The sequence below is a fragment of the Gemmobacter lutimaris genome, from assembly GCF_003570715.1.
Classification (GTDB): Bacteria; Pseudomonadota; Alphaproteobacteria; order Rhodobacterales; family Rhodobacteraceae; genus Gemmobacter; species Gemmobacter lutimaris.
Map to the genome: position 1 here is coordinate 1 of NZ_QXXQ01000005.1, position 23,114 is coordinate 23,114.

At 61.5% G+C, this 23,114-nt stretch carries 18 protein-coding genes; 4 read left to right on the plus strand and 14 right to left on the minus strand.

Annotated elements, in window-relative coordinates; genetic code table 11:
• The first annotated feature begins 174 nt into the window (after window positions 1-174).
• On the plus strand, window positions 175-462 hold the full coding sequence (locus tag D2N39_RS10290; protein ID WP_119134706.1) for a hypothetical protein: 288 nt from the start codon (window positions 175-177) through the stop codon (window positions 460-462).
• Between the two features lie 68 nt (window positions 463-530).
• Here the strand turns inward: D2N39_RS10290 and D2N39_RS22665 are convergent, their stop codons facing one another.
• From D2N39_RS22665 to D2N39_RS10310, 5 genes are all read right to left on the minus strand, one after another.
• Window positions 531-1,256, minus strand: a complete 726-nt coding sequence (locus tag D2N39_RS22665) for a hypothetical protein (RefSeq protein ID WP_147373465.1) — start codon at window positions 1,254-1,256, stop codon at window positions 531-533.
• 700 nt (window positions 1,257-1,956) lie between these two features.
• Entirely contained in the window at window positions 1,957-2,163 is a 207-nt protein-coding gene (locus D2N39_RS10295; RefSeq protein ID WP_119134707.1) for a hypothetical protein, read from the minus strand.
• A gap of 121 nt (window positions 2,164-2,284) precedes the next feature.
• Window positions 2,285-2,473, minus strand: a complete 189-nt coding sequence (locus tag D2N39_RS10300) for a type II toxin-antitoxin system CcdA family antitoxin (protein ID WP_119134708.1) — start codon at window positions 2,471-2,473, stop codon at window positions 2,285-2,287.
• 72 nt (window positions 2,474-2,545) lie between these two features.
• A complete protein-coding gene (locus D2N39_RS10305) occupies window positions 2,546-4,621 on the minus strand; it encodes an AAA family ATPase (protein WP_119134709.1) in 2,076 nt (691 codons plus the stop codon).
• Between the two features lie 866 nt (window positions 4,622-5,487).
• A complete protein-coding gene (locus D2N39_RS10310) occupies window positions 5,488-6,162 on the minus strand; it encodes a hypothetical protein (RefSeq protein ID WP_147373466.1) in 675 nt (224 codons plus the stop codon).
• Between the two features lie 574 nt (window positions 6,163-6,736).
• On the opposite strand from D2N39_RS10310, the gene D2N39_RS10315 reads away from it, so the two are divergent.
• Genes D2N39_RS10315 through D2N39_RS10325 form a run of 3 tightly spaced genes read left to right on the plus strand, consistent with a single transcriptional unit; the run spans window position 6,737 to window position 10,592 of the window.
• The gene (locus D2N39_RS10315; RefSeq protein WP_233557112.1) at window positions 6,737-7,474 is read left to right on the plus strand and encodes a hypothetical protein; all 738 of its coding nucleotides are present in this window, start codon (window positions 6,737-6,739) and stop codon (window positions 7,472-7,474) included.
• A complete protein-coding gene (locus tag D2N39_RS10320) occupies window positions 7,471-9,633 on the plus strand; it encodes an integrase catalytic domain-containing protein (protein ID WP_119134711.1) in 2,163 nt (720 codons plus the stop codon). Before D2N39_RS10315 ends, D2N39_RS10320 begins: the two co-directional genes overlap by 4 nt.
• Window positions 9,630-10,592, plus strand: a complete 963-nt coding sequence (locus D2N39_RS10325) for an ATP-binding protein (protein ID WP_119134712.1) — start codon at window positions 9,630-9,632, stop codon at window positions 10,590-10,592. Before D2N39_RS10320 ends, D2N39_RS10325 begins: the two co-directional genes overlap by 4 nt.
• Before the next feature lie 573 nt (window positions 10,593-11,165).
• On the opposite strand, the gene D2N39_RS10330 is transcribed toward D2N39_RS10325, so the two are convergent.
• The 9 genes from D2N39_RS10330 to D2N39_RS10370 all read right to left on the minus strand — a co-directional run bounded on the left by D2N39_RS10330 (window position 11,166) and on the right by D2N39_RS10370 (window position 23,096).
• Complete coding sequence (locus tag D2N39_RS10330) at window positions 11,166-11,942, minus strand: SDR family NAD(P)-dependent oxidoreductase (protein ID WP_119134713.1); 777 nt, start codon at window positions 11,940-11,942, stop codon at window positions 11,166-11,168.
• Between the two features lie 37 nt (window positions 11,943-11,979).
• A complete protein-coding gene (locus D2N39_RS10335; RefSeq protein WP_119134714.1) occupies window positions 11,980-14,016 on the minus strand; it encodes an oxidoreductase in 2,037 nt (678 codons plus the stop codon).
• Window positions 14,017-14,020: 4 nt separating this feature from the next.
• Complete coding sequence (locus D2N39_RS10340) at window positions 14,021-15,259, minus strand: Tm-1-like ATP-binding domain-containing protein (protein WP_119134715.1); 1,239 nt, start codon at window positions 15,257-15,259, stop codon at window positions 14,021-14,023.
• 21 nt (window positions 15,260-15,280) lie between these two features.
• A complete protein-coding gene (locus D2N39_RS10345; RefSeq protein ID WP_119134716.1) occupies window positions 15,281-17,761 on the minus strand; it encodes an FAD-dependent oxidoreductase in 2,481 nt (826 codons plus the stop codon).
• Complete coding sequence (locus tag D2N39_RS10350; protein WP_119134717.1) at window positions 17,758-18,711, minus strand: phosphotransferase enzyme family protein; 954 nt, start codon at window positions 18,709-18,711, stop codon at window positions 17,758-17,760. The genes D2N39_RS10345 and D2N39_RS10350 overlap by 4 nt, the downstream gene beginning before the upstream one ends.
• Window positions 18,704-20,002, minus strand: a complete 1,299-nt coding sequence (locus D2N39_RS10355) for an aminotransferase class III-fold pyridoxal phosphate-dependent enzyme (RefSeq protein ID WP_119134977.1) — start codon at window positions 20,000-20,002, stop codon at window positions 18,704-18,706. Before D2N39_RS10355 ends, D2N39_RS10350 begins: the two co-directional genes overlap by 8 nt.
• A 21-nt stretch (window positions 20,003-20,023) precedes the next feature.
• A complete protein-coding gene (locus D2N39_RS10360; protein ID WP_119134718.1) occupies window positions 20,024-21,508 on the minus strand; it encodes a tripartite tricarboxylate transporter permease in 1,485 nt (494 codons plus the stop codon).
• The gene (locus tag D2N39_RS10365) at window positions 21,505-22,086 is read right to left on the minus strand and encodes a tripartite tricarboxylate transporter TctB family protein (protein ID WP_119134719.1); all 582 of its coding nucleotides are present in this window, start codon (window positions 22,084-22,086) and stop codon (window positions 21,505-21,507) included. Before D2N39_RS10365 ends, D2N39_RS10360 begins: the two co-directional genes overlap by 4 nt.
• A 77-nt stretch (window positions 22,087-22,163) precedes the next feature.
• Window positions 22,164-23,096, minus strand: a complete 933-nt coding sequence (locus D2N39_RS10370; RefSeq protein WP_119134720.1) for a tripartite tricarboxylate transporter substrate binding protein — start codon at window positions 23,094-23,096, stop codon at window positions 22,164-22,166.
• Between the last annotated feature and the right edge of the window lie 18 nt (window positions 23,097-23,114).

A 23,114-nucleotide genomic window follows, 5' to 3' on the forward strand; every position in this document is an offset into this window, starting at 1 on the left:
CTGAATGATCTCGACCACCAGCGCCGTCTTACGCTTCGCAGTCCACCGCTTGATGCTGTCGTCCATCGTCACACTCATCGCTACCTTCTCCATTGTAGCATGAGCAGATTTTCACTGGGTCGATACAAGTGCCGCCAATGCCGGACGCAGTTTTCGGTGACGGCGGGAACGACCATGCACCGGTCACGGCTCGATCTCAGGACATGGTTCATCGCCGCCAGCGATGTCATCACCGCCTACGCGAAGGGGCTGGAAGAGGAAAATCTGACCGGGCATGGGCTCGCCCACCGGTACGAGATTTCCTATGTCGCGGCCCATCGCCTAAGAACGGCCCTCGTGAAGGACTTGCGTCAACCCGGGAACCTGTTGCGGGCCTGTATCTGCACCGAAGAGCTCCCGGTGTCCCGAGAACCAAATTTGGCGCCCGAAGATTGGTACGCCGTTCTATGGGCGGCAAAGTAAGGCGATCGTATCCGCCCTGCTCTGGGCTCTATTCGATCAGCTGGCGCTAGAGAATCAGAGATCACACTTCACATTCTTTTTAGACGTTCGATGTTCTGCCAGAGCTGGTCACGCTTTTTTTTCACACTGTGGAATTGTTGCGTTATCGCTTGTCTCTTTTTCTCCGAAAACCACGCATATTCCCTCTCTTGCTGAAGCCGAAGCATCAGCGCGTCAAATTTATCAAGATCCTGTTGAAGCTTCGGAAGATCTGCAACTGGGACCGGGTCGACCGGGACAGGTAGTACCCTCTGCACATTCGGGGTGCTTCTCGCTTCCCGAGGTTTCTTAGTTTTTTTAGATTTTTGAGGACTTGTTGAAGGAGAGCGAGACGGCTGATTTTGTGATCTCTGCCGCCGTGGCCGGACGATTGGTGATTTTTCGGTGGGCGCCTCGGTCAGTGCGATCAAAAAAAATGCTAGTCGGGGTGTCCATGACGCTCCGCTGGCTGTTCTTCTGCTAGATGCATTCAAATAATGCGAGACGAGCTTTGGTCCGACAATGTTACGACTTGCGAGAGAGAATAGGATGTCCCTGTATTGAGCGACAAGCTCTTTCAGGGATAGTGTCGCACTTTGGAAGTGATGTCGTTCGGAATCTCGAAGCTCGTATTTGCTATTTGGGATTTCGTTAGGATCGGGTTCTACTTCGTCCTGTTCCGCGATCTTTTCTACGACCTGACCGTCGACGACTTCTATATGCTCTAAAGTGTCGCGTCGAACAAACGAAAAGACATCTCCACGCGCGCTGAGCAAATCACCTTCATCGAGAACCTTTTCTTTTGAATATATTGAAAAGTTCGATCTGGTTATTTCGGGCGAAGATACGCTTTCCGTAGCTATCCATAGCCTACCTTTTTCAAATACCGCCTCAACGACGATATGTAAGGTCCATTCTGAGTATTTATGAGCTCGTGAGCTTACAAAGAATGTACCTGCGCCCCGATCTGCTTCTATAATCTCGTGTATCTGGCTGGTTGACCGCCGCGTTGGCCCTGTAAAACGACCTGAGCTGGAAGGTTGAGTGTTATCGGTACACTCATGTTTGGGCCACGGGGGGCCCAGTTCGTTGAAATAAACACGACTTCCATAACTGTTCGCGTAGAAGAAAACGGACTGCCCGCAAACCGGGCAGCGTGCGTTTGGGTTGACGAAACAGGACGTGAAACCGCTTACACTATGGGACTTGAGCCGGTTTCTAGCAGAATCGACCGCTGAGAACTGGAAGCGCCCACCGCCACCGCCGGTGCACCAGCCGCAAGAACACCACGGATAGTGATTGTACCCTGTCACTCCCCACCCTTTCCGCCATATGAAGTTAAAGCTTGTTTCAAAGATGATCGGAAAACAAGTAGGGGCCTTAATCGCGGGTACGCGCCAAAGCCTCCTGTTTTGACAGTGGGCTACTTTCTGGATGAGACCGTCGGCTATTCACGGCCGCGCATTCGACCAGCGCCTACGTCTCGTCCTTGTCCTCGGACCGCTTCTTGATCTTCTTCATGTATTTCGCCGGCAGGCCGATCTCGCCCTTTCGGAAGCCACGGAACACCAGATTCTCCTGCTGGAGCTGGGACGGGGTAACCTCGCCCCGACGCAGCCGCTCCTCGTCCCTTTCGCGGGAGCGGGCTTTCGCTGCGGCTCGGATTTTGAACAGGTCTGACAAGATGATCTCCTAGTTGAAGTGTAATGGAAAATCCCGGTCGCGTCACGTCGCGTGAGTGGTCGAACCGGGTCTGGTCGTCGGTATCCGGGAGGGTGCGCGGCGTGAACCGGCACCCGTTCTTTTACGTCTCGGTGGTGCTGGACCCGGTCCCGGCACCGCCTTCGCGGTCCTGGTCCACCTGATGCCGGCGGCGTTCCGCCTCGATTTCCCGGACCAGGGCTTCCTCCACGATCAGGGACAGATCGAGCCCCAAGCGGCGGGCGGCGTCGACCATTTCAGCGTTCAGCCTCGGGCGTATCTTGATCTTCATGGGGTCCTGCTCCGACACCGGTACGACACGCCAGCCGGACCGCAGGGGGCGCACCCCCGCGGCCCGGGATCATCACTCCACCCCCGCCGACGTGAGGCCTTCGGCACGGACCGGCTCCTGAACGATATCGGACAGGAGATCGGCGATCAGGCCCGCGTCCAGTTCCCTCCGCTCGGACAGGGCCCCGGCGACCCGCTCGACGGCGGTACGGTGCCGGTCCATCGCGGCCCGCGCCTCGGTCTGCGCCACCTGAAGAGAGGCTTCGATCCGCTGGCGCAGCGCCTCCGGGAGCAAGAAATAGGGCGTTTCGAGCGGCACCCAGGTCAGCGTCGGGCCGAAGCCCAACACGAATTCCGCCTCCATCGCGAGCCGGGTCGCTTGCGCCAGGTCGCTTGTAGCCCCGGTTCCGCCGCCGGAGGAGATGTCGCCCAGCAGAACCTCCTCGGCGGCCCGGCCGGCAAGGACGGCGCACTGGTATGCCCGTATGCTCTCGCGCGTGTGGCTCGGCTTACCTGGTCGCAAGACCTCTCCGCCGGTCGGGGTCACGCGCGCGGAGGTGGCGGCCGGGAGCCCAAAAACGGCGCCGGCGACAAGGTGCCCGGCCTCATGGAGGCAGACCCGCCACATCAGATCGGGGTCGAGCGGGGGCTGGACGGCATCGGCGGCCGCCTGGACGTGGTCAGCAGAGAAAGGCTTCCCCTCGGCACGCGCCCGGGTCCGCGCATCCCGGACAAGCGCGGTGAGTTCTGCCCCCGTCCGCCCCATCATCTGGTCCGCGAGGCGATCCAGATGATCCTCCGTCATCATCCCCACGAGGGCGGACGAGAGGAATGTCCGCACGCCGCCTCGGTCCGGCGGATTGACCCGGATATGCTTGTCGAAGCGCCCGGCCCGGATCACCGCGGGATCGATCCGGGCGACATCGTTTGTAGCGGCGACAAGGATGACACCTTCAGTGGCAGAGAGCCGGTCCAAGGTCGTCAGGAATCCGTTCACGACCCCCACCATGTACCCGGTTGTCGACTGACCACGATGATGAAAAGAGTCGATCTCATCCACGAACCACTCCGCCGGCGCGCCAGCTTGCGCGCGATCCGCGGAGGCGTTCAGCTCGCGCAAAAAATCACCTTGATGTCCCATTTTTTGGCAGTCAGAGTAACTCGTCTTGACAAAAGTGATCCCGGAACTTCCCGCAAGGGCTTGTGCGAGCATCGTTTTTCCGGTCCCGGGTGGTCCCACCAGCAGGAACGATTTTGTCACCTCGCTCCATTCAAGTCGGCCTGCGCGCCACTCCTGAAGATCGCGCACGACCTGGCGGAGCGCGGCGACGGCTTCCGGCTGGCCGTGCACGTCGTCCAGCGTCGGGCCGGCGGAAACCGCTGGGCGCTTGACCGCGATGCGGCGCAGGCGGTCCGCTGCTTGATCGGCGGTTTCCGCCGCGAAGACGGGCGCAAGGTGGATCGCCGGCACCAGCGCCAGATCCGCATCGTCCATGGGAATCAGAATCTGCTGGGTCGGGTGCAGCACCTCCAGCAAGGCCCCCAGCATCCGCCGGTCCACGGGCGGCAGAATGACCCGCACGGACTCGAGCGCGAGCAGCTCCGCCGGGAGGCGTTCTGGCCGAGACGTCCCGACGATCACCGGCTTACCCCGCTCGACCAGCCCCTCGACGCGGTGGGTGAGTTCCTTGATCGACCGGTCGACCGTGGAGCCGTCTTCGATGGCGACGACAGGCGCTTGTGCGCCCTTCGGGCGGACGATGGGCAGATCCGGCAGGATCTGGGCGAAGCGCCGGCGGTCCTCCGGACCGGAAATGATGACCGTCGACAGAAGCCCGGGCTCCGGCCTGAGCGGCTGATCGCAGGACGCCGCGGCCCCATAGATCCGGAGGATCATCAAGGCCATCAGCATCTCCGAGGGATCAGGCCGAAACTCCGAAACCGGATCATCCGCTTCATCCAGCGCACCCAGCTCGAGATCGTCGTCATCGTCGCCCTCGAGCCCCGGGTCCAGCTTCACGACGGGCGCAGGCGGGTTACCCTTGGCGATGTAGGCCAAGGCCTCGTGCAACCCCGGCAGGGGCGGCAGCCCCTCGATCACGTCGGCTCCGGGAGGTGGGTCTTGTGGGTTAGGCGGTGGTTTCGTCATGGTGGGCTCCTCGAGGGTAAAGGATATCGGTCGCGCAAATGCGCGTTCTCGTTTGTGCGGGGTGTGATGAGTTGATCGAGGCGTCAGGGCCCGGACCGAATGGCCGGGACCGGGCCGGTCAGACGACGGATCAGCGTCCGTCAGGGGTGAGGCGTGGTCTCATTTTGTTCTCCTGTACACTCTTGGGATACACGAGACAGACATCATCTTCCAGATGGATTCGATGGCGCTCAACGCATTGATGATAAACGAAAAAACACCATTTTTTTCGCAAGAGACGAACGGCCCAGTTTGTTCAGCGCCTACAGGTCATTCCGCGCCGGCCGAAGATGTTTTTCGCATCCCGTCTCTCGGTCCCAAGAGGGGTCTGATCGAGCCGCAGCAGCGCGTCGACGAAGTGGCAGCGAGACTGCCGATGGGCGGATCCTGATTCGATTCTATGGTGTGTGACGGTGAAACCGGTCCGCTTAGGAACCCGCGCGCCGATACCCCGTATCACCATCCTGACCCGTGATGAGCGGTTCATCCAGCATGCCGTTAAGGTCAAGCTCAGGCGAAACGGTCCCGCGCGCGGCTACGAAGGCCGCTGCAAAGCGATTATCGTCTGGCACGGCTGGGCGCGGATCAGACGCCGGGTTCCCATCATCCGGTCCGGTCAGAGGGTGTCCCTTGTTCGCTGCGGGGTCATCTGGACCGGACATGGGCGCGCTCCTCCTTCTTCACCTTGATGGAGCGGGTAGGATGCCTCTCCTCCCGACAGGCCTACAATCCTGATCTGAAATTCATCATCAGGATACCGGGCCTGATAACGTGGGGCGGTTGCACCGACCCAATAGACACAGCGAACCGGACTTCGCGCTGACTGTCTACCGTGAAGTGTGCAGTGAAACCTTCAGGATGGACCACCGGTCACAGAAACGACGGACATCGTCCTCCATGCGCTGATCCGGGTTCACGATGAAGAAGGTCCGACAATTGTAGGCTCGTGCCCGCACCGCGAGGCACGGGGCGCCAAGGACCGACATCCAGTGATCAACCTCAGCATCGTGTCCGCCGGCCCGGCGGGTGTTGTGGTGGTAGATCACGGCGGCCCGGCCCTCGCTGAGCCGCAGCGCCTCCGAGATCGGCATCGACTTCCCGAAGGTCGCCCGCCCTTTCCGGCGATCATCGTCATCTGTCAGCCCGTTATCCGGGTCCGCGAAGACCAGATCGCACCCTTCCAGGTCACCCATCACCCGGTCGAACCAAGATGCGCGCCATGACCGGCGCCTCTGGACCGGTACCTTCACGACGTCCAGCGCCTCATCCGAGGACCGGGCGTCACCGAGGACCGGCAGGAGGGACCGGATCGATCGCGCTGTCCGGACCACGCCGTTCAGATGTTCGAAGAGTTCCGGGTCAAGCTGCGCGAGCTTCTGGTTCCGGTCCCGAAGATAGTCTGTATGACGACCGTCAGCGTTGTGGTCTTCATCCGGGTACCGGTACCAGGCCACCCCGAGCGTGCGCCCGGGGGCGATGGCGCGCAGGAGCCCCAGTTTCACGAAGTCTCCAACGTCACCAGCGTACCGGTCCTGCATCCGTGGTCCTGTCCCAAGGTTTATCCGCCTCTCAGCATAGGCTCTCCCGCCACAACGGGCCAGACGCAGAACGGTTGATGAGTTAACGACACACTCGCTCCCCAACTATCAACGGCGGGGCCGTTCCGCGAGGGCTGTTTCTGGAATAGTTTGATCTGGTCTGAACTGACTTTGAGGAGGATCGGAACGGCCCGGTTTCACAGAGGATGCGAAAAACTGAATGGGGTTTTTTCTCTTATATTTCCGTGTGTTGACTCCATACATCAAGGCCAGTTAGGTCCGCCGAGTCCGTCGGCATGAGTCTTACGGTACCCAGTGAGTTGAACATCAGCGCCAGATAGGAGGCCGACAGAACGGGACTACCACGACAGAAAAATGGGCGCGCCAATGGCGCGCCCGGGAAGTCGGGGGCCTGATCGCCCCAGTTCTCTTGTCAAAATAGAGACCACCAACGGTCCAGACAAGCGCGATCATCGGGCTCTCAAGACAAAAACACAGAAAAATCCGGAAAGGAGAGCTTTCCGGACGGGAGAGAGTCATGTCCATCTTCCTTGAGGAAGAAGTACGCCGCAGCCCCACTGGGAAACAGCCGGCGCTGAAGATCCCCGAGATTCACGGGGTTCTGCCCTATTCCGGTCACCGGAACCCCCTGACGCGTAGCACCGTCGCGCGCAGGGTCGCCGCCACCTTCGCGACGCGGGCCACTGGGGGAACCCCCAAGGTCTACCTCTTCGAGGCACTGACCGAATGGTCGGCGACCCTCGACATCCTGCTCGATCCCACCGTCTACGGGATCGAGGTCCAGCTTCCGCCGATTCTTTATCCCTGGCCCGGCCGGAAGAAGCCGCGCGAGCATCACTTCGATTTGCGCGTCACCTTCGAGGACGGGTTCCGGCGGGCTGTTTTCGTCCGGAACGGCCACAGCCTGACGAAACCGAAAACCAAGGCCGAGATCGACGCCATCTTCAACGCGATCCCTACGGACTTCGCGGACGACGCGATAGTGGTCAACGGTGACCAATTTACCAGACCGTACCGCGATAACCTGTTCCGGGCCTACGACGCCTGTCAGAGGACGGACAGGGAGGCAGACGAACTGGTTCAGGAGACCGCACGCACGACGAACTACTGGTTACTGAAAGATCTGATCCGGAACTCGGGCCTTCCGTCGCCGCGCGCGTTCGACGCCGCCCTGCGCTTGATCGGTCGCGGCCACCTCGCCGCTGACTGGTATTCGGTCATCAGCATCCACTCCCGCGTGCGGCTGCCTGAATGAGTTATGTTCCCCTTTACCGTGTCCCGACCGGATCGCGCCTCCTTCTCGATGGGCGCGACTGGCTGGTCACGGGGAGAGGGGAAAACGGTTATGCCGTCGAGGGGGTGGAAGACGGCGAATGCCTGACGTTTTCGTTTCAGCGTGTTGACCAAACGATCAAGGATCGCAACTGCGAGGTTATCCCGCCGAAAGACATTGAAAAGCGCGATGCGCTTCTTCGGTTCACCGGTGGCCTTGAGGTCTTCGAACAGCTTTCCGAAGAACAACAACGTGACGTTCGGTACCGCCTCTCCATCGTCCTCGCGATCGACGCGCTGGAAGCCGAAGGGAAAAAGGTCACCCAGCGGAGCATAAATACGGGAGGTGCCCTTCGAACAGTCCTTCTGAAAAGGGCCGCAGAAATCCATGGGGCAGATGTGTTCTCCGGCCCCCTGAGAGGCGGGCGCGTCACGCTCACATTTAATGTTCCCGAAGGCCGGACTCTGAAGAAATATCACTCCACGTATCACGAGTTCGGCGAGAATCCGATCGTCTTGATGGAACGTGAACATATGAAGGGAAATCGCAATCAGCGTCTCAGTCCACTCCAGGAAATCTATATCGAGCATGTCTTGGCTCTCAGGCAAGACCCGCGCCAGTTCAAACTGGCCGAACTTTTGAAGCTGGCAAATTCCACCTTCCATATCCCGCCCAAGGATGTCGCGGCAGGTTTCAAGTTTCCGTCGTTGACGACTATTCGGACCCGGATCAGGGCGATTTCTAAATTCGTTGAAGAGGGCGGCAGGAATGGATGGCAGTACGCCCGGAACAGAATAGGGGCCGGGACCACTGATATTCGCGCTCTTTATTATGGCGAAGATGTTCAGGTCGATCAGGTTTATCTGTCGCTGTTCACCGATACTGGCGGCACCGTGCAAGCAAGACGCCTCGACCCCAAGAAGGTTCCTTCTGAGTTGGAGTCGGATGAAATCTGCCGCCTCTGGCTGCACGTCATGATCGACATCGCGACCCGCCTGCCTTTGGCCTGGGTCATCGCGAAGTCCGCTGATGCCGATCATACGCAGGCCCTCCTGCGGATGGCCACGCGCGACAAGACCCGTGAGAAGGTCCGCTATGACTGCATCAAGGATCCGGCACCACCGGTCCGCATGATGAAGTTCGAGGCTGATAACGGTGCGGCGACCCGGAATGGTCCAGTTTATGGTGCTCAACTCGGGGCGGGCATGACGCTCATCCCGGGGCGTTCCTATCACTCGATCGACAAGCCCCACGTGGAAAGGATCTTTGGGACCTCGCAATGGGCCGTTCTGAATTTCCTGCCTGGGTACACGGGCAGCCGGCCGGGTGAACTGAAGGACTACGACCCCAAGGGATCCGTGGCGGTAACCCATAACGAATTCTACGGCCAGATCACCAGGTACTTTGTCGACGAGTATTCCCACACTCCGCACTTCGGGGTCGGGATGTTCGGGGCGACGCCTTGGGAAAAGATGTTGGATATCGCAAAGAACTACCGCCAGTTAGACCCGCCCACCCAACGGGAGCGTTGTCTGCACCTTGGGGTCAAAGTGAACGCCACGACGACGTCGAACGGCGTCAAGGCCTTCAACATTCCTTTCAACTCGGGTGCGCTTCTGAATTTCACGGGCGGGGCCTCACGCAAAGTGACCGTCCACCTGGACCCAGACGACCTGAGGCACGCCTATGTATCGGCCAAAGGGCACGCCGATATCATCGAGGTTGACCTTTCCATGACGGCCTTCGCGGACTTGACCCTCGAAGAGGCGATCGAACTCATGGAAGAGGCCTGCCGACGCGACCCCAAGGCGCAGGAACTTCATAACGCCCACCTTAAAGAAGCCCGGGCGCGGCGGGCCCGGGAGTCGGGATATTTCCCCGATACGCGAGACCCGTCTAACTATCTGAATATGAATGAGCTTAGACGCCGTGCGGACCGGCTCGCTCAGGTTTCATTTCGCCCGAAGGGGGAGACCGGACCGACGGCGCGTGCCGGTCTCCTCACGGACCGGACCGGTCTCACCCCGGCATTCAAGGTCGGTGAGCGTTCTGTCGCGAGTAACGCGAAACCGCCGCCCAAGGACCAGAACTCTCGGCCCACCGGAAAAACCTTCACGCCAATCAAGGACAGTAAACTATGACCCGCCTCTTCAACCCGCAGATCGCCGAAACCGCCGCCCTGAATACCGGCAGGTATTTCCCGCTTAGCCGCGGTGAAAAGCTCCGGGCCACGTTCAGCGAGGTCTTCAGCCGTCATATTGGGAACCTGAACAGCGGTCAGTGGTTCGAAGGGGAGGTCCTTCTGGTCACCGGGCTGAGCGAGTCTGGGAAGACCCGGGAAACGAACGAGGTTCTGAAGCTGCTCCATGCGGAACAGGTTCCGCTGCTGACCGGGACCCCCGCCCGCATCGCCCAGTGCGACTTGAGCCGGGCCGGCGGGTGGAAGGACCTCGGGCGGCGGACCTTGAAGGCGATGGGATACCACCTGTCTGATAACGCGCGTCTGACCCAGACCGATATCTGGGCACGGGTCGCCCATCAGGCCGAAGCCCAAGGTATCATCGGGATTCATTTCGATGAGGCCCAGCACATCTTCGCCGGGAAGTCCGATAACGACCGGGAAATGATCCTCGACAACTTCAAGTCGCTCATTAAATCAAGGGGATGGCCCCTGATGTTGATCATGTCGGGCGTGCCCGAGCTCGCTGATCACCTGCGCGCTCTCGACCAGACCCAAAACAAGGTGACGCATGTCCATTTCGAGGGGATCGACCTGCCCGATGATCTCGAAGTGATCCACGAGATCGTGGGAAGCTACACCCTGGAAAATGGCCTGGAGGTCGATGAGGACTTGATGTCGGAAGACTTTTACCGCCGCTTGGCGGTCGCGTCCGCCATGAGGTGGGGGACGCTGATCAAGATGACCATCGCGTCGATCGCCAACGCGCGAGTTTCAGGATCGACCGCCTTGACTAGGGACCACTACGTGGACTTCTGGGCTGGAAAAGCCAACGTGAACGCCTTGGCGACCCCGTTCACGCATCCCGGCTATGAGACCATGTTCCGGCCGGACAAGCCGTTCCAGATTACGATCTCGTAACCCGAACGCCTGACCAGACCCGGGAAAACAACCGCGCTTCGGCGCGGTTTTTTGTTTTTGTTCATGGGCTTAGTGGATCACTTTTCGGTCGGAAAAGTTGCGTAGGTTTATGGTGTCTTGCGCAAGCTTATGCGTTTCGCGCTCGTCAGGGACACCGTAAGGTATTGATGTTCGGTTATTTTATTTCGATTCGAATCGAGGGCTGGACACGGTGCGCATAGTTATGGTGTTTCTCGGTGCCGGATGTTTGACCCACAATAAATTGGCCATTCCGGCACAGACCAAATGACCACCGGCTGCATCGCAGCCGGTGGTTTCCTTTATATCAATGGTTTGTGTGGCTGGCGGATTTCCTGCCTTCGATGCGCCGTCGGAGCACTCCGTCCTGGCGGGCTTTGCTATCAGCCTTGCGGATAACAGGTCCAAGCCTCTTCAGTCACGGAAGGAACCGGGTCAGGGTTTCCGGCGAGACTCGGTTATCAAGTTGGCCCAAGTTCTGCGGGTTCATCATCTTCGCGCCTGCGACCTGTCATAGTGGTGAACGGTGCACAGCGGACACATCGCCAGATGTGATCAGTCACCATTGAATGCAAGCATACCCGCATCGACAAGGCTGCTTCCGCCATCGACTTCGACATTCGCCCCGGTCATGAAGGATGCCGCTGGTGACAACAGGAAACGCACCACAGCCGCAATTTCGTCAGGCTGGGCTGCCCTGCGTTGAGGAACGTGCTGCGTCGCCTGGGCGTAACCCTGATCGGGAGAGCCGCAAAGCGCCGTCATTTCCATGTCGCCCATTTCCGTCCTGACCCAGCCCGGAGATACCGCATTCGCGCGCACACCGGTCTCGGCCATCTCGAACGCGATGGACTGCATCAGCCGGACCATGCCGGCCTTGGAAACGCCGTAGGCCGAGAGGCCCGCGCCGGTATGCCGGGCCGCGGCCGAGGCGATGCCGACGATTGCGCCTTTCTGTTGCGCCAGGCAGGGAAGCGCTGCCTGTGCCGTCAGAAAGGGCGACGTCAGGTTGACCATGATCTGCCGCTGCCAGCTGTCAAGCGGAAGGTCTGTCACTGGCGCAGGTTCGACAATGCCCGCATTCAGCACCAGCGCATCCAGCCGCCCGAAGCGGTCGATCGTCCGGTGGACGATAGCGGCCGATGCTTCGGGCTGCGACAGGTCAGCTTGCAAGGCAACGCCGTCTGTCTCATGGGCCACGATCTCCAGCGGTTCGATCCGGCGACCGCAGACGACCACTAGGTAGTCCTTTGAGAGTGTTCGGGCGATGGCGGCTCCGATGCCGCTTCCTCCACCTGTCACCAAGGCCACCGGCCGGTCTGTCTGCGTCATGTCGAAAATCCTTCGGTTTTTGGGACGTGGGATCTGGTCACAGGAAAAGCGTCGGCCGTTCTCGCCTGAAGATCCGGTCGGCGGGTTCTCCCCCAAGGATTTCCCGTGCATGCCGATGGCCTGAGAAGACCGCGCCCTGCATCGTGCCGGGACATTCCGCATCCCCCAGAAGCCTGTGGCGCACTCCCAGTTGTTCCAGTGCGATTGAAAGCGCTGGATCGGGGAGGCGGGTGCCAACCATGACGAGCGTGCGTGCCGGGATGACGGCCAGCTCTTCTCCGGTATCGGAACGGCAGAGCGCCAGCCGGTCGCCCTGCCATGCCACAGCGGTCGCGTTCGGGGACATCCGGACACCCGCCGCCAGAAGTTCGGCGATCATCCGCGGTTGTTCGAGTGTGTGACCCATCCACGGTGCAATCGTCGGCTGGGGCGACACAAGATGGACAGCATGGCCCCTGGCTGCGAGATCGGCCGCAAGGGCGTTTGCCATGTAGTAGTGGTCGTCGTCATAGATCACGATTGGGCCGTCGATCGGGCTCCCGGCCATCAGTTCGTCGGGCGTCAGGGAATTGCCAGCAAAGCCCGGAATCTCGGTCAGTCGCGTCCGGCCCACGCCATCCGCTCGCCATCGCGCTCCGGTTGCCAGAAGAACGTGGTCAGCCCCGAAATCCGCGATCATCGCCGCGTCCATGTCGCTGCCCGGAAACAGGCTGACATTCGGCATGCGCTGCAACTGGAACAGCCGGTAGTCCTTGACCCGCGACCAGGAGGAAAGACCCTTGATCCGGGCCTCCAGCCGACTACGCCCCCCGAATTCCTCGTCGCGTTCGGCGACGGCCACCTGATGCCCGGCGCGCGCCAGCACCAGTGCCGCCTCAAGCCCGGCAGGACCGGAGCCGACGATCAGGACGGAGTCTGAGGTCGAGGCGGTCGGGACGCGTTCGGGGTGCCAGCCCCGGCGCCATTCTTCCGAGATGGTCGGGTTCTGCGTGCAGCGTAGCTCGACCCCGATGGTTTCGACCGAGACGCAGACGTTGCAGCCGATACATTCGCGGATGTCCTCGATCCGGCCCTCTGCGATCTTCTTCGGCAGGAACGGGTCGGCAATTGACGGCCGCGCTACGCCGATCAGGTCCAGCACTCCGCGCCGGATCTGGCTGACCATCGCGTCGGGCGAGGTGAAACGGCCGACGCCGAGAACCGGCTTGCCTGTCACCTGCTTGACGAAGGTGGTGAACTCTTCCTGGAAGCCTTCGGCGTCGTAGCGCGCCGTGCCGCTGTCGCGGCTCCAGCTTGAAACATTCACATCCCACAGGTCCGGCAGGTCGGTCAAAGCCTCGATGACCGCACGGCCCTCGCCGGTGTTCAATATGCGCTTGGGGCCGGAAAGTTCGTGAACGGCAAAGCGCACGGCGACGGCCATGTCGCTGCCTGCCTCTTCCTTTGTCTCCTCCAGCACCTCTCGGAACAGGCGCAGACGGTTCTCGAAACTGCCGCCGTATTCGTCGGTCCGGCTGTTGTAGGCGGGCGACAGGAAATGCCACAGAATCGAGGCATCGTGCGAGGCATAGACATAGGCGATGTCGTATCCCGCCTGTTTTGCCCGGCGCGTTGCGGCCCGGAAGCTTTGCCGCAGGGCGCGGATATCGGATTTGTCCATCGCCTTGGCCATCAGCGGCATGTCCGGCTTCAGGATCGGCAGCACCGAAGGGCCCATCGCCGGATAGCCATTGGATATCCCGCGCGACCGGATGCCGGTGTGGCCAAGTTCGATCGATGCCAGCGCGCCATGGGCATGGATGCGGGCGACAGACCGGGCATGGGTCTGAACGTCGCCGTCATCCCAGAGCCGCTCATAGGGCAGCCCGGAAAGGTCCGAGGTCGGGTCGATCTCGCTCAACTGCATGGCGACGATGCCCCAGCCGCCCTCGGCCCGGGTTTCGCGGATGCCGATGGCTCCATTCGGCATCAGGTAGCTGTGTCCGATGGCGTGGGGCATCGAGACAAGCCGGTTCGGAGCGGTGACGGGCCCAATCTTCAGGGGTTCGAACAGCGGGGCGTAGCGCGGGTCCATTGGGCTAGCGCCGGTCCATACGGATCGTGCCGTCAGCGATCCAGCCGTCGATGATTTCCAGAACGCGGGTCGAGAAGGCGAGGTCGTTGATATGGCACTCGACAACCGAAAGCTGGATCGGATCGGTCATCTCGGCGCGATAGCCTTCCACCATTTCGGCCAGTGCGTCGGGGTCATGGGCGGGCATGCCTTCGGTATCCCAGGCATGAACACCTTGCGTCGGCAGCACGAAATGGACGGGGCCGGTCGAAGGCTTCAGCCGCCGCGCGACTTCGCGCGCCAGATCGCGGCGTTCGGGGCCGGTCAGCGAAGCCGAGGCGATCAGTCGGTTGTGGGCGTGATAGGGCCGGTTGCGGAACCGTTCGGGCACCGGCGCCCAGGTCGGAAAGTCGATCATGTCGCCGAAACCGGGCGCCGCGATGATCGGTGTGCCGCGGCGGGCGGCGGCGGTCATCCGGTTGGCCCCGGCGTTGACGGCGGAACCGACCATGATATTGCCGATCTCGGCCACGGCGAGTTCCAGAACTGCAGCGAAATAACCTTGTTCGGTCAGGCTTTCCATCGCCATGCCGCCCATGCCTGTGCCGTGGAAGACGGCGACCGAGAAGCCGCGATCGACCAGCGGCTGACGCAGGTGAACCATGTATTTCAGTGCCGATGAACCGAAGCTCATCATGCCGATCACCGGCTGGCCGGGCTTGGGCGGCACAACCGCCAGCGCCGCACCGTAAACCGCACCTGCGGCCTGACTGAGCGTTGCCATGCAGATGTCGTTCAGGCCGTAGAGTCCGCCTGCCCAGAGGATCATCTGGATATCCGCGGACAGGCGGTCGGGAGGAATCAGGGGTGAGAAGGCCACGGTTGACACAACATACTTCGGCACGCCCACCGGCAGGGCACGGGCGCAATCGAGCGCAAGGTCCGTCCCCATCGTGCCGCCAAGGGCGATCATGCCATGGATGCGGCCTTCGGCGTAAAGTTGCGCCGTCAGCTTCGATGCACCCAGCGCCATGATTTGCATGGCGTGGTTTTCGTCGCCCGCATCAATGGCCTCTTGAATGGTCTTGCCCGCCGCCGCCGCGACATCATGCTTTGAGATCGTCACCGGCCGCGACGGATCGCCCAGCACAGAGACGTCCATTTCGATCACCGCGCCGCCCATCTTTTGAATGGTCTCGGCGACAAAGTTCAGTTCGGGGTCTTTGGTGTCATAGGTCCCGATCACGAGAATGGTCTTTTGCATGGTTCCCTCCCCTGACATGGCTTATCCCCGCATGATCCGGCCTTCCGGGTCATGGAAGGGCTGCAATTGCACCCGGATCGGATACTGCGTCCCGGCGATCTGGGCGGTAAAGCCACCCTCCTCGATCCATGCCTTGCTCACCCCCGCCTCGCGGTGCAGCGAAGCCAGACCGACCATTGCCCCCAGCCGCCAGCCCCAGCCGCCCGAGGTGACATGCCCGACAATCTCGCCATCGCGCCAGATCGGTTCGTTGTGCATGAGGTAAGGGCCAGCCTCTGCCGTGGCCCCTTCGACCAGAATGGCCACGGTGCGGTGATGGGTGGCCGCCCCCTGTTCGGCCTTTTGTCTGGCCAGCGTCGCCTTGCCCACGAAATCGGGCTTGTCGAGTTTCACCGCAAAGCCAAGCCCGGTCTCATAGGGCGTGTCCTCTTCGCCAATGTCATGGCCAAAGTGGCGGAAGGCCTTTTCCAACCGGCAGGCCCCCAGCGCGAACATCCCGGCAAGGCGCAGGCCTTGGGGTTTGCCCACTGCCATCATCGCCTCGTAGACATGGGCGGAAAACTCGGTCGGCATCAGCAGCTCATAGCCAAGCTCGCCCAGGAAGGACCGACGGATTGCCCAGACGCGGGCATGGCCAAGGTCGATTTCGCGTGCCGCGCCAAAGGGGAAGGCGGTGTTTGACAGATCATCCGAAGAAATCGCCTGCAAGATCGCCCGCGATTTCGGGCCGTGGATCGTCAACAGCCCATAGGCCGAAGTGGCATCGAAAATCTCGAACCGCCAGTCGGGGTTGGCGTGGGCGCGGATCAGCGCCTGATCGCGGATCTGGCTGGGGTGGCCGGTGACAACTAGAAACTGTTCGGGCTGAAGGCGGGTCACGGTCACATCGGCCTCGATCCCGCCTTTTTCGTTCAGGAACTGGGTGTAGACCGAGATGCCCACGGCGACATCCATCTCGGCGCCGGACACATGGTTCAGCGCGCGCACGGCATCCGGTCCCTGCACGATGATCTTGCCATACATCGACTGGTCGATCAGTACCGCCGCCTCTGCCGCCGCCTTGGATTCGGCGGCCACAAAGGGCGACCAATCCTGCCAGCCAAGGCTTGGCCGGTCGGACCAGCCCTTGCCCGAGGCGTCGAAATACATCGGGATTTCCCAGCCGATGCGTTCGGCCATCACCGCGCCTTCGGCAAGCAGCTTGTCATGCAGGGGAACCCGCCGGATGCCCCGCGCCGAGGTGATCTGGCGGCCCGGCCATTGCAGCCCGTAATGGAACCCGATGGATTCCTCGGCCCGTTCGGCGTTGTAGGCGCGGTTCATCTGGAACGGATGGGCGCGGGCGGCCAGCATCGCCCCCACAGCGCGGGTCGGCATGCCGTCGGTCATCCATGCCGCCATGGTCAGGCCAAAGCCGCCGCCGTTCAGGATGCCGTTCGAGTTCATCCCCGCCGCAATCCACAGCCCAGGCATTTCAGGTGCCGGGCCCAGATAGGGACGCCCATCTGGAGTAAAGCTTTCCGGGCCGTTGAAGAAGGTATGGATACCGGTCGTCTCGAGGAACGGGAACCGCGCGAAAGCGCGCTCCAGCATGGGAGAGACGTGGTCCATGTCGAAGGGCAATTCGTCAAACTCAAAGCTTGCCGGGATGCCCTCGCGGCCCCACGCCTTGCCCTGCGCCTCAAACCCGCCGATCAGAAGTTTGCCCGCGTCTTCCTTCGTATAAAGCCGTTCTTCGGCCACGATCAGGCCGGGGATGTTCCGCGACAGGCCCTCAAGCGGTTCGGTGACGATGTAGAAATGCTCGGTTGCATGCAGGGGCACCGTCACGCCGTGGGCTGCGGCGAAACGCGAGGTCCACATGCCCCCCGCCAGCAGCACCTTCTCGGTGGCGATGACGCCACGGTCGGTCTCCACGCCGCAAACCCGGCCATTGCGGGTCAGGATGCGTGTGGCCGCCGTATGTTCCAGAACCTGTGCGCCACGCGCCCGTGCGCCCTTGGCCATGGCTTGGGTCACGTCCAGCGGGTTCACCTGCCCGTTGGAGGGAACGAAGAAACCGCCAAGAACGTCGTCGATTTGCAGATGCGGATATTTCTCCAGCACCTGATCGGGGCTGAGGAGATGGCTTTCAATACCCATCCGCCCCGCGTGGTCATGGTTGCGGCGCAGCTGTTCCTGCCGCAGGTCGGACAGCGCGACATGCAGGGTGCCGTTCTGCTTGTAGCCGGTAGCCTGTCCGGTTTCGACCTCAAGTTCGGTGAACAGGCGGGTGGTATAACGCGAAAGCTCGGTCTGCCCGGCACTTTCGCGCAGCTGGCCGACAATGCCCGCCGCGTGCCATGTGGTGCCCGAGGCGATGGTCTTGCGTTCCACAAGAACCGCCGAACTCACCCCCTTTTTCGCAAGGTGGTAGAGCGTCGAAACACCGATGATTCCGCCGCCAATGACGACCACTTCGGCGCTGGTGGGGACGGATGGAAGCGGAGCGAGTTGCGTCATGCGGGTGTTCCTTGAATGGAGTCGAGATAGGCCAAGGCGCGCGTTTCGGCCTCGGCGATAAAGCGGGTGCCGCGGGCCGCAGCGCCGGACTCATCCATCCGGGAAATGACCCAGCCGACGTAAGTCATGGCACGCAACGCGCGAAACAGGGGAAGCGGGGCAAGATCAACGGGACGCACCGCAATGTATCCGGTCAGAAACGCATTGCTCGCGTGGCCGGTGGCGTCGTGCCGGTCGAGCCTGTTGGCGGTGGTGGCCAGATCGAACAGGCGATAGCCAAAGCCACCGTCGTCAAAGTCGATGAGGTAAACCGTGCTCGCATCCACCAGAACATTCTCTGGCACCGCATCGGCATGGATCAGGCCGTAGTCGGGATCGGCGCCAAGCCGGGCGAGATGCTCGGCGGCGCGGCTTTTGAAATGGGCAAAGAGTTTGGCCTGTTCGGCGGTCAGTTTCGGGTTTTCCCAGAACCGGTCCCAAAGCGGCGCGGCACCGATCAGGCCCGCGGCATCCCAGTGCGGGCGGGTGAAGCTTGCGGGCTGTTGCCAGCGGTCAGAGAGGTCATGCAAACGCGCCAAGGTCGCGCCGATCTGGCGGGCGCAAGCGGTCGGATCCACCGCCGCGTTCCACTGGCCATTGGCCATGAGGGGGGAGGCGTCGAGAAAGGTCAGCATGTCCACAAGCTGCCCCTGCACCTCGATGCAGCGCGCGCCCGCTTGGGTTGGAATAGGTTGGGGCACCGGCACCCCGGCGCGGGTCAGCTCGGCCATCCAGTCAAGTTCCGAGGTCAGCTCTGCCTGACTGCGATAGCCCATCCGATGAAGCCGCAGGACCAGCGTGCGGTCGGGGGTTTCCACCCGGAAAACCTGATTTTCCCGCGCGGCGATCAGGGTAGCGGGGCAGTCTTGCAGGCCCCATGCGGCCAAGGCCTGACGAACCAGATCAGGCATCGGGGGCCCCCAACTCGCCCAGAACTTCATCCAGAAGGCCCAGAAGGTGGTCGGCGTTGGCGATGGAAAACGGCATCGGCGGGCGGATTTTCAGGGTGTTGTAATGGATGCCCAGCCGGTTCAGCAGAACGCCTCGCCGCCGCATTTCATTGGCGACACGGGCGGTATAGGCGGTCGAGGGGGCTTTGGTGGTGCGGTCAGTCACCATCTCGGCCCCGAAAAACAGCCCATAGCCACGCACATCGCCGATCCAGTCGTATTTTTCGGCCAGTTTTTCCAAACCGGCCTTGGCATAGGCCCCAACCATCTTGGCATTGGCCTGCAAACCTTCGGTTTCGATCACATCCAGCACGGCAGAGGCTGCGGCGGCGGACACCGGATTGCCGCCAAAGGTGTTGAAATACCGAAAGGATTTGCGAAATGCCGCCATGATGTCGGGCCGCGTCACCACGGCTGCGACCGGGTGGCCATTGCCCATGGGCTTGCCCATCGTCACCACATCGGGCACGGCGCCGATGCGCTGGTGGCCCCAGAACCGCTCGCCATTGCGGCCGAAACCGGGCTGCACCTCATCGGCGATGAAGATGCCGCCTGCCGCACGAACCTCGGCCAAGGCGGGCTCCAGCCAGCCCGGCTCCAGCATCGGAAAGCCTTCGTTGAGGAAGGCAGGGCAGAGGATGATCCCGGCAAAGCCGTGCCCCGAAGCTTCCAGATCGTCGATGGCGGCGCGGACTGCTGCGGCAAAAGCCTGGGCATGGGCTTCGCCACCTTCTCCACCCAGGGGGCGATAGCTGTCGGGCGCGGGGACGTGGCGGACATGGCTGCCATCGCCGGTGGCCGGGATATTGGTGCGCGACAGTTGCGAAACGGCGGTGGTGTTGCCGTGATAGGTGTGGTCGGTCGCAATGATGCCCCGCTTGCCCGTCACCGCCTCGGCCATCCGCAGCGCGATGTCATTGGCCTCGGACCCGGTGCAGACCATGATCGCGGTTGAAAGGTCATCTTCAAAGGTGCCCGTCAGCCGTTCGACATAATCCAGCACCCCCTCGTGCAGATAGCGTGTATGGGTGTTCAGCGTGGAGGCCTGCCGACAGATCGCCTCGACCACATGGGGGTGGCAATGGCCGACATGCGGAACATTATTGTAGCAATCCAGATACTTGCGCCCCTCGGCGTCCCAGACCCAAACGCCCTCTCCGCGCACCAGATGCACCGGCTCGTCGTAAAAGGTGGACACATTCGGCCCCAAAAGACGGGCGCGGCGGGCAAGAATTTCGGCTGTGCTGGCCAAGTCGGCCTCCTGCAATGGGGGTTAGCGGGCTTTTGCCTGCCGAACATGGTTCCACGAGAAAACCACGACGGCGGTGATGGCGAGGCCAAGGAAAGCTGCGGCAATGGGGCGTGTCAGGAAAATCATCGGATCGCCCGACGAGATGCTGAGCGCCTGCTTCACCCTGCCTTCAAGCATCGGCCCAAGGACCAGCCCGACGACCATCGGAAAGGCGGGGATGCCGTTCTTCAGCATGAAGCGTCCGACCACGGCAAAGGCCAGGGTGAACAAGGCATCGGTCACGCGGAAGTTCTGCGTATAGGTTCCGATGAAGCCAAGGATCATGATCGAGGCCCCGATGACCCTGGGCGTGATCGACGAAAGTTTGACCACGTATTTCGTGAAGGTCAGAAGCAGGATCATCACAAAGATGTTCAGCAGGAACAAAGAGATGTAGAGTCCCGAGATGAAGTCCGGGTGCTCGGCGAAAAGCTGCGGCCCAGGGATGATGTTGTGGATCATGAACACGGCCAGCAGCATCGCCATCAACGGGTCGGCCGGGATGCCAAGCGACAGGAGCGGCACCAGAACGGTCGAGGTGCAGGCGTTGATCGACACTTCCGAGGCGACAAGCCCTTCGGGTGAGCCCTTTCCGAACTCTTCGGGCTTCTTCGAAAAGCGCCGCGCCAGAGAATATGAAAGGAACTGCGCGCCGAATTCGCCCACGCCCGGCAGAAGGCCCATCACCAGGCCGATCAAACTGGACCGGATGACAGTTGCGCGATACCTGAAGACTTCGAGAAGGCCGGTGAAGCGCCCGATACTGCTGAGGTCTTGCGGAACCTTCGGGGGAGATTTCGTCTCAAGCAGGATGAAGGCCTGGCTGATCGCAAACAGGCCGATCACCATGGGAACCATCGGAATGCCGCCAGTCAGCCAGCTTTGGTCGAAGGTGTAGCGCAGCGTGTGGTGCGGGCTTTCGAACCCGACTGTGCCAAGGAAGGCACCGATGGCAAAGGTCAGGATCGCGCCCTGAATGTTCTGGTGATGTGCGAGGATGACCGAAATGGTGGCCAGCAGCATCACCATGGCGAATTCGGGCGGCCCGAACTTTTCGGCCACTTTCGCCATGACCGGGGCAAGGAACACAAGGGCGAGGACCGAAAGGATACCACCCACAAAGGACGAGGAATAAGCCAGCGAGAGGGCCCGCATCGGCTGGCCTTTCTGGCCCAACGGATAACCGTCGTAGGTGGTCAGCACATTTACAGGAGTGCCCGGCACCCTGATCAGAATGGCGGGAATGGCGCCGCCATACCATGCGCCGCCGTAGCAGCCGAGCAGCAGGATGATGCCGGGCAAGGGCTCCATTGTCAGTGAAAACGGCAGCGCGATGGCCATGGCCCCGGCGGGTTCCATGCCGGGAACTGCGCCGACCAGGATGCCAGCCATGGCACCGATCAGCAGCGCGGCAATCACCTGCCACTGGGCGATTTCCTGAAATCCGAGCAGGACGGAGTCGATCACAGATATTCTCCCAAAGCGTTGCCGACCCAGTCGGGGAAAAGTTGCATCAAGGGCGGCAGCGGGAACCAGATTCCAAGGCCGACGCGGAACGCCAACACGATGGCGGTGACGACGCCCAGGCCAATCCCCACCCACCGCCAGCCGCGCAGACCGAAAACGTAGAGAAGCGCTTGCATGAAGATCGCCGAGGCTATGGTGAAGCCCAGAACCGACACGCCACCGATGAACAGAAGGAACCCGCAGGCATAGATCATGGCGCGGCCCATGCCTTCGAAAGCGAGGTTCGCCCTTTGCCAGAAGCCCGGCTTCCTTCGGTCCGCAAGGAAAGTCCGCAGCGGGCCAAATCCGCCGATCAGCCCGGCTGTCAGGGTAATCAGGGGCCAGGACCAGGGTTCCTGCACCCAGCCCAGATCACGCTTGCCAGCACTGGTCGCCAAGGGCAGAAGGATCAGCGCGACAAGCGCGATGCCCCACAGCAATGACGAAGCAAGCAGGCTCGCTTCCGGGATGATCTCGTCCTCGAAGGCTTCGGCGTCCGCATCGGCAATCGTGGCGACATGGTCGATGTGATCGGGCATTTGCAGGTCTCCAGGCAACAAGAAGCTGGCACGGCCCTGACGGGCCGAACGCTTTCATTCACCCCGCCGAGGCCGGGTTACTTCTTCATCTTTGCGAAGAGTTCTTTCACAGCCTCATAATCAGCGTCGATCCTGGCCTGCGCCTCGGCACCCGTTTGCCAGTAGATCTCGGCGCCGGTGGTTTCGGCAATCTGCTTGGCCCGGTCCGACTGCATCGCGCGCTCGATAATCCCGGTGAGCTTGTCTTTCACCTCTTGCGGGGTGTTTTTCGGCACGAAGATCCCGGACCAGAGCGTGAAGGTCGGACCGCTGATCTGGTCGCGCAGAAGCGGACCCGGGAAGACCGACAGCGGTTTCTCCGTATAGGCGGCGACCACTTTGACATCGTCCTTGCAGGCAAGCACCAGCGCGACGGTGGTATTGATCACATCTGCATCGCCGTTGCTCAGCGTGGTGCAGTCCGTAACATCATATCCGGTCTCGGTGCTGAACTCGAACCCCAGCTGGCGCGCCGCTTCGAAAGTCTGTTGCGCCGGAATCGTCTCGAAACCGAAATGGCCGAAGCTGACCGGGTTGCTCTTGGCGTATTCCGCAAGCTCGGCAAGGTTGTTGTAGGGCGCATCCTTGCGTGCGGCCAGCACGAACGGGAAGTTCATGTTCAGCCCGATGACTTCCATGTCCTCCTTCGCATAGGGCGCGATCCCGAGGATCAGATAGCTGGTCGGAATGTCGATCAGGAAGCTTCCGATCGTGTAGCCATCGGCGGGCGACGACAGGACCGATGCCGCACCTTCAAGCCCGAACCCGCCCGGACGGTTGATGACCTTTGCCGGAACGCCGGTCTCCTTGGTGAATTCCTCCGCGATGACCCGCAGCAGTTGGTCATCGACGTCGCCCGGCGGCCAGGGCTCGACGATCGACACCGGGCGTTCCGGATACTCTGCCAAGGTCATGCCCGCACCACTCACCGATGCCAGCATGGCAATTGCCGTTCCGACGATCTTTTTCATTGCTTCCTCCGAGTTGTT

What these genes read in the sequence shown, in the direction of transcription:
- D2N39_RS10350 (WP_119134717.1), bottom strand. Translation starts at nt 18,711, where the DNA reads ATGCCTGATCTGGTTCGTCAGGCCTTGGCCGCATGGGGCCTGCAAGAC.
- D2N39_RS10290 (WP_119134706.1), top strand. Translation starts at nt 175, where the DNA reads ATGCACCGGTCACGGCTCGATCTCAGGACATGGTTCATCGCCGCCAGC.
- D2N39_RS10340 (WP_119134715.1), bottom strand. Translation starts at nt 15,259, where the DNA reads ATGCAAAAGACCATTCTCGTGATCGGGACCTATGACACCAAAGACCCC.
- D2N39_RS10345 (WP_119134716.1), bottom strand. Translation starts at nt 17,761, where the DNA reads ATGACGCAACTCGCTCCGCTTCCATCCGTCCCCACCAGCGCCGAAGTG.
- D2N39_RS10325 (WP_119134712.1), top strand. Translation starts at nt 9,630, where the DNA reads ATGACCCGCCTCTTCAACCCGCAGATCGCCGAAACCGCCGCCCTGAAT.
- D2N39_RS10300 (WP_119134708.1), bottom strand. Translation starts at nt 2,473, where the DNA reads ATGAAGATCAAGATACGCCCGAGGCTGAACGCTGAAATGGTCGACGCC.
- D2N39_RS10305 (WP_119134709.1), bottom strand. Translation starts at nt 4,621, where the DNA reads ATGACGAAACCACCGCCTAACCCACAAGACCCACCTCCCGGAGCCGAC.
- D2N39_RS10315 (WP_233557112.1), top strand. Translation starts at nt 6,737, where the DNA reads ATGTCCATCTTCCTTGAGGAAGAAGTACGCCGCAGCCCCACTGGGAAA.
- D2N39_RS10335 (WP_119134714.1), bottom strand. Translation starts at nt 14,016, where the DNA reads ATGGACCCGCGCTACGCCCCGCTGTTCGAACCCCTGAAGATTGGGCCC.
- D2N39_RS10370 (WP_119134720.1), bottom strand. Translation starts at nt 23,096, where the DNA reads ATGAAAAAGATCGTCGGAACGGCAATTGCCATGCTGGCATCGGTGAGT.
- D2N39_RS10320 (WP_119134711.1), top strand. Translation starts at nt 7,471, where the DNA reads ATGAGTTATGTTCCCCTTTACCGTGTCCCGACCGGATCGCGCCTCCTT.
- D2N39_RS10330 (WP_119134713.1), bottom strand. Translation starts at nt 11,942, where the DNA reads ATGACGCAGACAGACCGGCCGGTGGCCTTGGTGACAGGTGGAGGAAGC.
- D2N39_RS10365 (WP_119134719.1), bottom strand. Translation starts at nt 22,086, where the DNA reads ATGCCCGATCACATCGACCATGTCGCCACGATTGCCGATGCGGACGCC.